Genomic DNA, 12,460 nt, shown 5'->3' on the forward strand with positions numbered 1-12,460 from the left:
GATGAACCCGTTCCGGCGGGCCGACCACGCCGACAGCGAGCGGCTGCTCGACTCGGCCTCCGCCCGGGGGGACGCCACCCTGGACCAGAACCCCTCCGCCGCGCGCACCGAACTGGACGCGGACTCACCTGAGGCGCACCTGAGCGCCCCGAACGTGCCCCCGGTCGAGCCGGTCGCCGCGCTGCTCGCCGTGGCTGCCGGCCCCGTCCGCCCAGGCGAGTTGGCCGGGGAGGACGCCGCGGTGGCCGCGTTCCGGGCCGCCCGGGCCAACCCGGCACCGGCTGTGCCGCAGCGGCCACGCCGTCGCCGGACGACCACCGGCGCGGTGGCCTGGATCGGCGCGGTGGCAGCCACCGCCACCGCGGGGGCCGCCTTCGCCGCGGTCACCCGGGACCGGGGGCCAGAACCGGTCGCTCCGGCACCGTCGCGCCCGTCACCCTCGACGCACCAGGGCGCATCCCGATCGAGCGAGCCCGGTCGGTCGGTGGGCACCGGCGCCCCGTCGCCGGGCGCGCCGCCGCCCGTCACCGCCACGCCGCCGGCCAGTCCCGCTACCGTCGGCGAGGTGCACGGACTGTGCCGCGCATGGCGGGCGAAGGCACCCGAGCAGCGGGAGAAGGCGCTACGCACGCCGGCCTTCCAGAAGCTGGTGACCGCTGCCGGCGGCCCCGCCGAGGTCGAGGCGTACTGCCAGCGGCTGGTACCCGAGACGAAGCCGTCCGAGCCGGCGAAGGTCACGCCCTCCGAGTCGGCGAACGGCAGGCCGTCCCCATCCGGGAACGCCCCGCCGTCACCGCCGGGACCGGGCCACCGGGCCGGCGGCTGACCGGTCGGCGGTGGGAGCGGTTTGGTTCCGCCCTGCTTCGGAAATTCGTCTGTTAGACAGAGGTTGGTGGCACCGTGCACGCCCCCGACGGTGTCGGTGGGTGGGTTTACGGTGGCACGGTGTGCCGGACCCGGCACAACGGAGAGGGGGCCCGACCCTTGGCGACGTCATCCGACCTGGACCGCAGCGCCATCCTGCGCGAGTCCGCAGCCGCAGTCCGACACCTCGCCCGGATCTGCTTCAAGACCGGCCCACCCACCCACACCGGCGTCGAACTGGAATGGACCGTGCACGACGCCGCCGATCCCGCTCGACCGGTCGACGCGACGCGACTGCGGGCGGCGCTGGGGCGGCACAGCCCCGCCACGCTGGATGCCACCAGCCCAGCCGAGCCGCTGCGACACGGCGGCATGGTCACCCTGGAGCCGGGTGGCCAGTTGGAGATCTCCACCCCGCCCCGCCCCTCGGTCGCCGCGTTGATCCGCGCCACCGAGGCCGACATCGCCCAGGTCACCGACCTGCTGGCCGCCGCCGGGCTGATCCTCGGCAGCAGCGGCATCGACCCCCACCGACGGCCCCGCCCGGTGGTGGAAACTCCCCGTTACCGCGCGATGCGCGGAGCCTTCGACCGCCACGGCCCGGCCGGCCGCACGATGATGTACAGCACCGCCGGCCTGCAGATCTGCCTCGACGCCGGTGAGCCGGACCAGGTCGCTGACCGCTGGGCCGCCGCCCACGCGGTCGGGCCCCCACTGCTCGCGGTGTTCGCCTCCGCCGCTCGACACGCCGGGCGGCGCACCGGTTGGGCCTCCGCCCGGATGGCCGCCTGGCTGGCCATCGACCCGGCTCGGACCCGCCCGGTCTGGTCGCCCTCCCGGGCTGGGGACGATCCGACCGACACCTGGATCAGCTACGTGCTCGCCGCGCCGCTGCTCTGTCTGCGCCGGCGCAGCGCCGACTGGGCCGCGCCGCCCGGAGTGACCTTCGCCGACTGGCTCGACGGCGCGCTGCCACAACCGCCGACCACCGATGACCTCGACTACCACGTCAGCACCCTCTTTCCGCCGGTGCGCCCGCGCGGCTACCTGGAGCTGCGCTACCTGGACGCCCAACCGGGTGGCGGCTGGCGGCTGCCACTGGCGGTGCTGACCGCCCTGTTCGGTGACCCGGGCACCGTGCGCGAGGCGTACACCATCGCCACGCCGGTGGCGCACCGCTGGTCGCCCGCCGCTCGGCACGGCCTGGCCGACCCGGCGCTGGCCGCCGCCGCGGCGGCCCTGCTCGACCTGGCCCTGAGCAGCATGCCCCGACTGGAGCTGCCGGCCAGCACTCACGACGAGATCCGGCGAGGGGTACGCCAGCGGCTCGCCGCCGCAGAGAGGAGAGACCAGTGAGCGCGAGGAGTGAGCCGGGGTTGCGAGCCTCGCAGTCGCCAACGGAAGGCGGTTCAGTGAGCGCGAGGAGTGAGCCGGTTCTGCGAACCTCGCGGGCGGGCCGGGTCGACGGCGAGCAGTTGCGCGACCACATCGCTGTGGAGTTGGCGCGGGCCCGCGCCCGTACCGCGTTGCTGACCGAGGTGGTCGACGACGTCGACCTGACGCGCCAGCACTCACCGCTGATGTCGCCGTTGGTCTGGGACCTCGCCCACGTCGGTAACCAGGAGGAGCTCTGGTTGGTGCGGGACGTCGGGGGCCGGGAACCGGTCCGGTGTGACATCGACGAGTTGTACGACGCGTTCAAGCAGCCGCGCCGAGACCGCCCCGCGCTGCCCCTGTTGCCGCCCGCGGAGGCGCGCGCCTACCTGGCCACCGTTCGGGACAAGGTGCACGACCTGCTCGACGCGGTGACCTTCACCGAGCGGCCGCTGGTCGCCGACGGGTTCGCCTTCGGCATGATCGTGCAGCACGAGCAGCAGCACGACGAGACCATGCTCGCCACCCACCAGCTGCGCTCGGGGCCGGCGGTGCTGCACGCCCCGGCGCCGCCCGAGCCGTCGGTCCGGGTCGGCGCGGAGGTGCTGGTGCCGGCCGGCGAGTTCACCATGGGCACCGACACCGATCCGTGGGCGTTGGACAACGAACGTCCGGCGCACCGGGTCGACCTCCCGGCGTACGTCATCGACGCCGCCCCGGTGACCAACGGCCAGTACGCGGCCTTCATCGCCGACGGCGGCTACACGGATCAGCGCTGGTGGAGCGCGGCGGGCTGGGAGCATCGGGTTCGGGAGCAGCTCAGCGCCCCGATGCACTGGCGTTCCGACGGCGACGACTGGTCGTATCGGCGCTTCGGTCAGTGGGCGCGGGTCCGCGCCGACGAGCCGGTGGTGCACGTGTGCTGGTACGAGGCGCAGGCGTACGCGGCGTGGGCCGGCAAGCGGCTGCCGACCGAGGCGGAGTGGGAGAAGGCGGCCCGGTGGGATCCGACGACCGGGCGGTCGCGCCGTTACCCCTGGGGGGACGACGACCCGACCGAGGCGCACGCCAACCTCGACCAGCGCCATCTGCGGCCGGCGCCGGTGGGCGCGTATCCGGCCGGCGCGTCACCGTTGGGTGTGCACCAGCTCATAGGGGACGTCTGGGAGTGGACCTCGACCCCGTTCGACGGGCATCCGGGGTTCGCCGCGTTCCCCTATCGCGAATATTCGGAGGTCTTCTTCGGCGGCGACTACCGGGTGCTGCGCGGTGGCTCGTTCGGCACCGACCGCTCCGCCTGCCGGGGCACCTTCCGTAACTGGGACTATCCGATCCGCCGGCAGATCTTCAGCGGGTTCCGCTGCGCCCGGGACGCGCGACCGGACGAGTCGTACCGGTGAGTCGCCGCACGACCGGCGGCCCGGCGGCGGGCCGGGGGCGCTGATGTGTCGCCACCTGGCCTACCTGGGGCCGCCGGTCACCCTGGCCGAGCTGTTGTTCGACCCTCCGCACTCGCTGGTGCGGCAGTCCTGGGCGCCCCGTGACATGCGCGGCGGCGGCACGATCAACGCCGACGGGTTCGGTGTCGGCTGGTACCCGGGTGAGGGTGAGCCGGTGCGCTACCGACGGGCGCAGCCGATCTGGAGCGACCCGACCATCGCCCAACTGGCGGCGGTGACCCGCAGCGCGGCGGTGGTGGCGGCGGTGCGCTCGGCCACGGTCGGGATGGCGGTGCTCGACGGCGCGGCGGCGCCCTTCGCCGAGGGGCGGTGGCTGTTCAGCCACAACGGTGTGGTCCGCGGCTGGCCGGACGCCGTGGTGCCGCTCGCCGCCGGTCTGCCGGTGCGTGACCTGCTCACTCTGGACGCCACCACCGACTCGGCGCTGCTCTGGGCGCTGGTGCGGCATCGGTTGCGCGCCGGTGCCGACCCGGTCGAGGCGGTCGGGCGGACGGTGACCGACGTCGCCGCCGCCGCCCCCGGGTCGCGGCTCAACCTGCTGCTCACCGACGGGCACCGGGTGGTGGCGAGCGTGGCGGGGCACGCGTTGTCGGTCCGCGAGACACCGGGTTCGGTGCTGCTCGCCTCCGAGCCGCACGACGACGATCCCGGGTGGCGGTCGGTGCCGGAGGGGCACCTCGTCGTCGCCACCGCGGGTGAGGCGCGGGTACGTCCACTGCCTGCCCCGGTGAGCCGCGCCGGGCAGGCACGCACAGGCTGATCGAACGAGAGGAGCGAACCGATGACCGCGGAACCCCTGGAGGTCTACCTCGAAGAGGGTGACCTGGAGCGTGGCCTGCGCGACGACGTCCGGGCCGGGCTGAGCGCCGGGCGGAAGTGGCTGCCGCCGAAGTGGTTCTACGACGCGCGGGGCAGCGAACTCTTCGAGGAGATCACCCGACTGCCCGAGTACTACCCGACCCGGGCCGAGCGGGCCGTGCTGGCCGCGCACGCTCCCGACATCGCGACGCTGACCGGGGCCAAGACGCTCATCGAGTTGGGCTCCGGTTCGTCGGAGAAGACCCGGCTGTTGCTGGACGCCTTCACCCGCCGCGGTGGGCTGGGCACGTTCGTCCCCCTCGACGTGTCGGTCAGTGCGCTGCGCGGGTCCACCGCCCAGATCGCGGCCGACTATCCCCGCCTGCGGGTGCGGGGCATCGTGGGGGACTTCACCCGCCAACTGGACCGGCTGCCCACCGGCGGTCGGCGGCTCGTGGTGTTCCTCGGCGGCACCATCGGCAACCTGTTGCCCGCCGAGCGGGCCGACTTCCTGACGGCGATGCGCGCCGCGCTGGAGGTCGGCGACTGGTTGTTGCTCGGCACGGACCTGGTGAAGGACCCGTCGGTGATCGTGCCGGCGTACGACGACGCCGCCGGGGTCACCGCCGAGTTCAACCGCAACGTGCTGCACGTGATCAATCGGGAGTTGGGCGCCGATTTCGACCCGGCGGCGTTCGAGCACGTCGCCGTGTGGGATCCGGACCACGAGTGGATCGAGATGCGGTTGCGGGCGACCCGGCCGATGAGCGTGCGGGTGCTGGGGCTGACAGTCGATTTCGCGGCGGGGGAGGAGCTGCGTACCGAGGTCTCGGCGAAGTTCCACCGGGAGGGGATCGCCGCGGAACTGGCCAGCGCCGGCTTCGCCACCGCGGAGTTCTGGACCGACCCGGACGCGCTCTTCGGCGTCACGCTGGCGCGGGCGCGGTGAGCCTGTCCACCCGGCTCGGCCGGGCCGGGCGGTGATCCGATAGGCTGATCACGCGAAGGGGAGTAGCCCCCAATGTCGTGGTCGACATACTGGTGCGTTCCGCATCCGGCCACGCGGCCCCGGTTTTCCCGGGGCGGGCGAGACCTTCGACTCAGGCTGTTGCAGCCGGGTCGAGGGCGCCCCTGTACCTCCTCCCGGCGTGAACGGGAAGGACGTCATGGAGGGATTTTTCGCCGCGCTGGTCGTCAGCTTCGGCGTCATCTTCGTCGCCGAGCTGGGGGACAAGTCCCAGCTGATGGCGCTGACCTTCGCCACGCGGTTCAAACCGATTCCGGTGCTGATCGGCATCACGGTCGCCACCGCGGTGGTGCACCTGGCGTCGGTCGCCATCGGCGCGGGTCTCGGGGCGGTGCTGCCGACTGAGTGGATCTCCCTGGTTGCCGGCGTGGCGTTCCTCGGGTTCGGCGCGTGGACGTTACGCGGGGACAAGCTCACCGAGGAGGAGAAGCGCAAGGCGGAGAAGACCAACAAGACCGCGCTGGTGGCGGTGTCGGTGGCGTTCTTCCTCGCCGAGCTGGGCGACAAGACGATGCTCGCCACGATCACGCTCGCCACCAAGTACGGCTGGTTCGGCACCTGGCTCGGCTCCACCATCGGCATGGTGGCCGCGGACGCGTTGGCAATCCTGGTCGGCCGGATGCTCGGCCGGCGGCTGCCGGAGAAGACCATCAAGTACGGCGCCGCGATCCTCTTCGCGATCTCCGGTCTCTGGCTGATCCTGGAAGCGGTGAATGAGCTGACCTGAGCGCCGACTAGCTGCCCGGAGGGCGGGTAACGGCCCGGGGTGGAGCCGGCCGAGTTGTTGCGCCAGGGCGACCAGGTGCTGGTTGCCGTGGTGGAGGTGGCCGGCGCGCTGGTGATCTTCGTGGGCGCGGTGTGGGCGGCGGTGCGGTTCGTGGTCGAAGGGCTGCGACACCGCAGCGCCGCCCGCTTCACGCCGATCCGGCTCTCGCTGGGCCGCTTTCTGACCCTCGGCCTGGAATTCCAGCTGGCGGCCGACGTGCTGCGCACGGCGGTGTCCCCGTCGTTCACGCAGATCGGCCAACTGGCCGCGATCGCGACGATCCGAACGGCGTTGAACTACTTCCTGGGCCGCGAGATCCGTCAGGAGCAGCGTCAGGTGGCCGAGGGGGAGCGTCAATCGTGACGGGCACCCTGGTCACGGTGGTCACCGCCGTGGCGCTGGTCGCCGGAGTGCTCACCACGCTCACCACCGGGGCGCTGCGCAGCGGCGTCCGGGTACTGCTGGACCTACTCACCGCGGCCGGCCTGCTCCGGCTCGCCGGCGAGCCGGGTTGGAACGGCCTGGCCGGCGCGGTGGCGATCATCGCCCTGCGTCAGCTGCTCGGGGCGGCGCTCAGCGGCCCACCCCCATGGTCCGGCCGACAATCCCCGGCGCGCTGCGCCGCGGACGATCACCACCTACCGTTGGCCTCGACAGGTGAAACGGGAAAAGCGGGAGGATGATCACATGAGCCGGCACGACGAACCGAACGAGTACGGCTACGCCGGCGGTGCCACCGCCCCGGAGCCGCCGCCCGGCGGTAAGGCCGATGAGCAGGATCGCGTCGAGGCGGTGGCGGTGCCGGGCGACGACCTCACCGGGCCGGCGGCCGAGGCGCTGGTCGAGGAGACCGAGGACCTGCCGCCCGCCGACCGTCGCCACTGAGCGCAAGCCCGCGCCGTTGGTGCGGCGGCGCGGCACGACGGTGACCCGCGCTCGCCGCGCCGCCACTCGGCGGTTCGCGTCAGCCGTGGCGCGTCCGCGTTGTTCAGCGTGCGTCGGGGTGTTGGTAGACGTCGGGTACGCCGTCCCCGTCGGCGTCCAGCCGCTCCCGCTGCGCCACCCTCCGGTACGCCGCGTTGCGGCGTCTGAGCACGGCGGCGGCCAACCCGGCGGAGATCACCGAGCCGAGCAGCACGGCAGCCTTGACCCGGTCGTCGGCAGTGCTGCCCGCCCCGAACGCCAGGTCGCCGATGAGCAGCGAGACGGTGAAGCCGACGCCGGCCAGCAGGGCGATCCCGAGCAGGTCGACCCAGGTGATGTCCTCGTCCAGTTCGGCGCGGGTGAACCGGGCCAGCAGGTACGTCGAGCCGAAGATGCCGATGCTCTTGCCGAACACCAGGGCGGCGACGATGGCGATCACGATCGGGTCGCTCAGCAGGGCGCCCAGGTCGGTGCCGCGTAGGGTGACCCCGGCGGCGAAAAGGGCGAAGATCGGCACCGCGAAGCCGGCCGACACGGGCCGCCAGCGGTGTTCCAGGCGGGCGGCGAGCCCACCCTCGCCCGCCTCTGCGCTGGCGCTGGCCGGCTGGCCGCCGTCCGCCCGTCGGCGGGCGAGCACCGGGACCGTGAAGCCGAGCAGGACACCGGCGACAGTGGCGTGCACGCCCGAGGCGTGCATCAGTGTCCAGGCGGCGATCGCGAGGGGGATCAGCGCCCACCACCAGGTGCGCCCCCGCTGCACCAGCACCGCGAAGAGCCCGATCGGCGCGAACGCGGCGAGCAGCGGAACGGGATGAAAGTCGGCGGTGTAGAAGATCGCGATGATGGTGATCGCGAACAGGTCGTCGACCACCGCGAGGGTGAGCAGGAATGCGCGTAGCCCCTGGGGCAGATGTGAGCTGACCACAGCGAGTACGGCGAGCGCGAATGCGATGTCGGTGGCGGTCGGAATGGCCCACCCGCGCAGGCCCTCCCCGCCCCCGCTCAGCACCACCGCCACGTAGATCAGCGCCGGCAGCACCATCCCGCCGAGCGCGGCCGCCATCGGTAGGGCGGCTCGGCGCGGGTCGCGGAGGTCACCGGCGACGAACTCCCGTTTGAGCTCCAGGCCCACCACGAAGAAGAAGATGGCCAGCAGGCCGTCCGCCGCCCAGGTGGCCAGGTCCAGGTCGAGGTGCCAGGGCGCGCCGGGCCAGGGCACCACGTCGCCGAGGCGGGTGTACGAGTCGGACCACGGGGAGTTGGCCCAGACCAGCGCGATCACGGCACCTGACAGCAGTAGCGCGCCACCGACGGTCTCGGTGCGCAGCACGTCGGCCAGGTGCCGGGCCTCCGGCCAGGACGATCGGGAGAACAGCCGGATCTTCGGCGGACGCGGGTCGGCTGGCGGGGTGGGGGAGGTCAACTTCGGGCTCACCTACAGGAGTCGGGACGGCAGGAATCCACTCGCCGACCAGACTTCCCGGCACACCGCTGTCGACCCTATCCGGAGGTGCGGTCGGCGGCGACCGCTGGGCCGATCGGACGCCGTCCGATCGGCCTTCGACTTTTTTCCCGGTTGTCGCCGCTGCCGAATGGACGTTTGTCGGGTTGGTCATGCGGGCGCACATCTCGCCGCCGGAATATAGGTAACTCCGGACATAAGCCGCATGAGCCGCTTTAATGGTTTCACGAGTTTAGAGACGACCTTGGGGGTTTTCGTGAAGTTATTTGCCGTAACCGGACCGGCACGGGGGCGCTCCTGATGGACCTGCTCCGCCAATTGCGCCACGTGCGTCGGCACTGGTGGGTCGCGCTGGTCACGGTCATGGTGGCTCTCGGCGTCTCGGCGTTCCTGACCGTACGGGCCCAACCCCGGTACGTCGCCTCGGTGACCTTCTTCGTCACCACCCCCAACACCGGCGTCACCGACGCCTACCAGGGCGGGCTCTTCCTCCAGCAGCGCGTCAAGTCGTACGCCGACCTGCTCAGCAGCGACCGGCTGGCGCAGAGCGTGGTGGCCGAGACTCCGGTCGGCCTCACCGCCGACGAGGTGCAGCGTCGGGTGAGCACCTCCACCGAGACCGGCACCGTTCTGCTGCGGGCATCGGTCACCGACACCGACCAGACCCGCGCTTTGCGCGTGACGGAGACCCTCGCCAACAAGTTCGTCGAGCTCGTACAGAAGGTGGAGACGACGCCGGAGGGCAAGGCGCCCATCAAGATCGAGGTGGTCAGTGGCCCGCGGGTCAGCGCCGACCCCGTCTCGCCGCAGCCGGTTCGCAACCTCACCCTCGGTGGCCTGATCGGCCTGATCCTCGGCATCGGTCTGGCGATCCTGCGCGGCGTCGCCGACGTCCGACTGCGCGACGCCGCCGGCCTGCAACGCGCCACCGGCAGCCCGCTGCTCGGTGAGATTCCGTTCGAGGCCAACGCCCGCAGCGCTCCGCTCATCGTGGGCGACGCCGCGACCTCGGCGCGCGCCGAGGCGGTCCGCAAGTTGCGGACCAACCTGCGCTTCGTGGACGTCCACGAGCCGGCCCGGGTCATCGCGGTGACCAGTGCCCTTCAGGGCGAGGGCAAGACCACCCTCTCCTGCAACCTGGCCATCGCGTTGGCCGAGGCGGGCTGGCGGGTGCTGCTTGTCGACGCCGATCTGCGCCGCCCGAAGGTCGACGACTACCTGGGCCTGGACGCCGGCGTCGGCCTCACCGACGTGCTGGTGGGCGACGTGAAGGTGGGCGACGTCGTGCAGCGCTGGGGCGACAAGTCCCTGCTGGTGCTGCCCAGCGGGTCGGCCCCGCCGAACCCGAGCGAGCTGCTCGGCTCCAAGGCCATGTCGGACCTGTTGCTGGCGCTGCGCGAGTCGGCGGACATCGTGATCATCGACACCGCGCCGCTGCTGGCGGTGACCGACGGCGTGGTGGTGGCCGTGCAGGCCGACGGCGCGCTGTTGGTGACCCAGCAGGGCCGTACCTCGCGGACCCAGGTCGCCGCGGCGGCCCGGTCACTGCACTCGGTTTCGGTCCGGCTGCTCGGCTGTGTGCTGAACATGGCGAAGGTGGCCAAGGCCGAGGCGTACCAGTACGAGGCCTACCGGGTGGTGGCCTCGACGGCCGAGACGTCGGTGCCGGCCGACCGGGCCGCGTCCGGCCGGCACAGCGCGACCGCCGACGGGGTCAACGGGGTCCCCGACCACACCCAGGAACTCACCCGGCTGCCCCGATGAGTGCGGCGAGGGGTCGCAGCGACCGTTCGATCTCCTCGGCGCAGCGTCTGAAGTCGGCCGCGGTACCGCCGATCGGGTCCCGAAGGTCGTCCTCGTCCGGGGCGGCGGGTTGCAGCCGTCCCCGGGCCTGGGCGGCGGCGGCGATCGCCGCCCGCAGCGGGTCGTCGGCCGAGTCGGTGGGCGTCTCGGCCGCCGCGGCCAGCCGGCCGAACTGGCGCAACGTGAACGTCCGGTGCAGCGCGCCCGGCGCCAACGCGGTGCAGACCGAGCGTTGGCGTCGGGTCGCGGTCAGCACGAGCGTCGCGTCGACCAGATACTCGGGGCGCAACCCCCGGGTCCGGAACGCCGCCGGGTCGGTGCCGCTCTCGGTCGCGACCTCCAGGGCGTACGGGTGCATGGCCAGCCCGTCGATCGCGTCGGTGCCGGCGCTGGCCACCTCGACGGGTCGGTCGGCCAGCAGCCGGCGGGCCAGGTACTCGGCCATCGGTGACCGGCACAGGTTGGCGTGGCAGACGAACAACACGCGATCAGCCATCGGTGCCCCTCTCATCGGTACGGACACCGCAGCGCGCACCGCGAGGGCGGTGCGTCGACGCCGGTGGCCGCGCGGGGAGGGGTTGTCGGCATCGTACGCGCGCCGCACGCCGGCCGGTCGTGGTGCCGCGCCGGTCGCCGGCGATCCCTGTGGGGCGGGGGCGCACCGGTGAAGATCGGCATCCTGTCGTACCACTTTCCGCCCGAGCCGGCGTTCATCCCGGGGAGCCTCGCCGAGGAGTTGGCCGCGCGTGGGCACGAGGTACGGGTCCTCACCGGCTTTCCGGACTACCCCGGTGGCCACGTCTATCCCGGCTGGCGACAGCGGTGGCACCACGAGACGCACAGCCAACGGCTGAGTGTTCGACGGGTGCCCCGGTACCCCGGGGCTGCCGCGTCCGTCGGTGGCCGGATGGCCAGTTACCTCTCCTTCGCCGGCAGCGCGGGGCTCGTTGCACGCCGGTTCCTGGGCGACGTGGACGCGCTCTACGTCTTTCAACTGCCCGCCACGACGTTCGCCGCCGCCGCGGTGCTCCGGTTGCTCGGGCGGGTGCCGGCGGTACTGCACGTGCAGGACGTCTGGACCAGCGACGGCGCGGACGAGGGGGGTGAGGGGCGCTGGGCGGCGCGGATGGGCAGCACGATGACCCGGATCTACCGGACCGCGGCGCGAATCGCGGTCGCGGCGCCGTCGATGCGGGACCTGGTGGTCGCCGCCGGCGCCGACCCGGCCCGGGTCCGGCTGGTGCTGAACTGGACCGACGAGCGGATCTTCTACCCGGCGACACCCGGCGCGGCGGCCCGCCAGTTGGTCCGTCGCGACGGTCGGTGCGTGGTGATGCACGCCGGGACCATCGGGGCGCGGCAGGGACTGGAGACAGCGGTCCGTGCGGCCGCGGCACTGGACCGGACGATGGATCTGGTCCTGGTCGGTTCGGGCGCGGCGGAGCGGCGGGTGCGGGGGCTCGCCGCCGAGTTGGGCGCGGAGAACGTCCGTTTCCTGGAGCGGCGGTCACCGGTCGACATGCCCGAGCTGTACGCCGCCGCCGACTACCAGCTGGTCATGTTGCGCGACCTTCCGGAGCTGCGCGGCACGGTACCCGGCAAACTCCAGGCCGCGCTCTCCTGCGCCGCGCCGGTGATCGCGTCAGCGGGTGGGGACACGGCCGAGCTTGTCGAACGGGTTCGGGCTGGGTTGTCCTGCCCGCCCGAGGACTGGGCGGTATTGGCCGACAGGTTCTGGTTGGCAGCCACCATTGCGCCGCCGACCCGCACCGAGATGGGTCGCCGGGGGCGGGCCGCGTACCTGCGCGAGATGTCGCTGCCGGCCGGCGTGGACCAGATCGAACGGCTGTTGCACGAGGCGGCCGGACGGGTCACTGAGCCCGCCACGGCACCACGAAGAAAGCTCGCCTAAAGGGCGAGAAATGCAATAACGGTACGAACTTCCCTCAGGCGTGCTAAGAACGTCAGGGAATCGACCTTCT

At 72.6% G+C, this 12,460-nt stretch carries 13 protein-coding genes; 11 read left to right on the top strand and 2 right to left on the bottom strand.

Annotation, left to right across the window (positions count from 1 at the left end; all coding sequences use genetic code 11):
* Window position 1 precedes the first annotated feature (1 nt).
* The 9 genes from PSH03_RS09695 (at window position 2) to PSH03_RS09735 (ending at window position 7,174) form a co-directional block, all read left to right on the top strand.
* Window positions 2–826, top strand: a complete 825-nt coding sequence (locus tag PSH03_RS09695) for a hypothetical protein (protein ID WP_238688904.1) — start codon at window positions 2–4, stop codon at window positions 824–826.
* A 158-nt stretch (window positions 827–984) separates the two neighbouring features.
* Entirely contained in the window at window positions 985–2,220 is a 1,236-nt protein-coding gene (gene egtA, locus PSH03_RS09700) for an ergothioneine biosynthesis glutamate--cysteine ligase EgtA (RefSeq protein ID WP_238688905.1), read from the top strand.
* An 80-nt stretch (window positions 2,221–2,300) separates the two neighbouring features.
* Window positions 2,301–3,638 (top strand): ergothioneine biosynthesis protein EgtB, encoded by a 1,338-nt coding sequence (egtB, locus tag PSH03_RS09705; protein ID WP_210786290.1) that lies wholly within the window; start codon window positions 2,301–2,303, stop codon window positions 3,636–3,638.
* A gap of 43 nt (window positions 3,639–3,681) precedes the next feature.
* Window positions 3,682–4,458: an ergothioneine biosynthesis protein EgtC gene (gene egtC, locus PSH03_RS09710; RefSeq protein ID WP_238688906.1), complete on the top strand. Its 777-nt coding sequence runs from the start codon at window positions 3,682–3,684 to the stop codon at window positions 4,456–4,458.
* A gap of 21 nt (window positions 4,459–4,479) precedes the next feature.
* Window positions 4,480–5,445, top strand: coding sequence for an L-histidine N(alpha)-methyltransferase (egtD, locus tag PSH03_RS09715; RefSeq protein WP_238688907.1), 966 nt, complete (start codon window positions 4,480–4,482; stop codon window positions 5,443–5,445).
* 217 nt (window positions 5,446–5,662) lie between these two features.
* Window positions 5,663–6,250 carry a TMEM165/GDT1 family protein gene (locus PSH03_RS09720; protein ID WP_145785637.1) on the top strand — a complete coding sequence of 196 codons (588 nt, stop codon included), beginning with the start codon at window positions 5,663–5,665 and terminating at the stop codon, window positions 6,248–6,250.
* Window positions 6,251–6,289: 39 nt separating this feature from the next.
* On the top strand, window positions 6,290–6,652 hold the full coding sequence (locus tag PSH03_RS09725) for a DUF1622 domain-containing protein (RefSeq protein ID WP_238685702.1): 363 nt from the start codon (window positions 6,290–6,292) through the stop codon (window positions 6,650–6,652).
* Window positions 6,649–6,972, top strand: coding sequence for a hypothetical protein (locus tag PSH03_RS09730; RefSeq protein ID WP_210786265.1), 324 nt, complete (start codon window positions 6,649–6,651; stop codon window positions 6,970–6,972). Before PSH03_RS09725 ends, PSH03_RS09730 begins: the two co-directional genes overlap by 4 nt.
* Before the next feature lie 4 nt (window positions 6,973–6,976).
* Entirely contained in the window at window positions 6,977–7,174 is a 198-nt protein-coding gene (locus PSH03_RS09735; RefSeq protein WP_210786264.1) for a hypothetical protein, read from the top strand.
* Between the two features lie 103 nt (window positions 7,175–7,277).
* Here PSH03_RS09735 and nhaA read toward each other — a convergent pair whose 3' ends face one another.
* Window positions 7,278–8,636: a Na+/H+ antiporter NhaA gene (nhaA, locus tag PSH03_RS09740; RefSeq protein WP_255750378.1), complete on the bottom strand. Its 1,359-nt coding sequence runs from the start codon at window positions 8,634–8,636 to the stop codon at window positions 7,278–7,280.
* A gap of 339 nt (window positions 8,637–8,975) precedes the next feature.
* Between nhaA and PSH03_RS09745 the strand changes: the two genes are divergently transcribed.
* The gene (locus tag PSH03_RS09745) at window positions 8,976–10,439 is read left to right on the top strand and encodes a tyrosine-protein kinase domain-containing protein (protein WP_210787564.1); all 1,464 of its coding nucleotides are present in this window, start codon (window positions 8,976–8,978) and stop codon (window positions 10,437–10,439) included.
* Here PSH03_RS09745 and PSH03_RS09750 read toward each other — a convergent pair.
* The gene (locus tag PSH03_RS09750; RefSeq protein ID WP_210787565.1) at window positions 10,420–10,974 is read right to left on the bottom strand and encodes an arsenate reductase/protein-tyrosine-phosphatase family protein; all 555 of its coding nucleotides are present in this window, start codon (window positions 10,972–10,974) and stop codon (window positions 10,420–10,422) included. The genes PSH03_RS09745 and PSH03_RS09750 overlap by 20 nt on opposite strands.
* 168 nt (window positions 10,975–11,142) lie before the next feature.
* Between PSH03_RS09750 and PSH03_RS09755 the strand changes: the two genes are divergently transcribed.
* On the top strand, window positions 11,143–12,390 hold the full coding sequence (locus PSH03_RS09755; RefSeq protein WP_238688909.1) for a glycosyltransferase family 4 protein: 1,248 nt from the start codon (window positions 11,143–11,145) through the stop codon (window positions 12,388–12,390).
* Window positions 12,391–12,460: the final 70 nt, after the last annotated feature.

It is taken from the genome of Micromonospora salmantinae, assembly GCF_022230905.1.
In the GTDB taxonomy this organism is placed as follows: domain Bacteria; phylum Actinomycetota; class Actinomycetes; order Mycobacteriales; family Micromonosporaceae; genus Micromonospora; species Micromonospora salmantinae.

Bases quoted from the DNA above. Each gene is read 5' to 3' on its own strand.
- PSH03_RS09695 (WP_238688904.1), top strand. From the start codon at position 2: ATGAACCCGTTCCGGCGGGCCGACCACGCCGACAGCGAGCGGCTGCTC.
- egtC (WP_238688906.1), top strand. From the start codon at position 3,682: ATGTGTCGCCACCTGGCCTACCTGGGGCCGCCGGTCACCCTGGCCGAG.
- egtD (WP_238688907.1), top strand. From the start codon at position 4,480: ATGACCGCGGAACCCCTGGAGGTCTACCTCGAAGAGGGTGACCTGGAG.
- PSH03_RS09720 (WP_145785637.1), top strand. From the start codon at position 5,663: ATGGAGGGATTTTTCGCCGCGCTGGTCGTCAGCTTCGGCGTCATCTTC.
- PSH03_RS09735 (WP_210786264.1), top strand. From the start codon at position 6,977: ATGAGCCGGCACGACGAACCGAACGAGTACGGCTACGCCGGCGGTGCC.
- PSH03_RS09745 (WP_210787564.1), top strand. From the start codon at position 8,976: ATGGACCTGCTCCGCCAATTGCGCCACGTGCGTCGGCACTGGTGGGTC.
- PSH03_RS09750 (WP_210787565.1), bottom strand. From the start codon at position 10,974: ATGGCTGATCGCGTGTTGTTCGTCTGCCACGCCAACCTGTGCCGGTCA.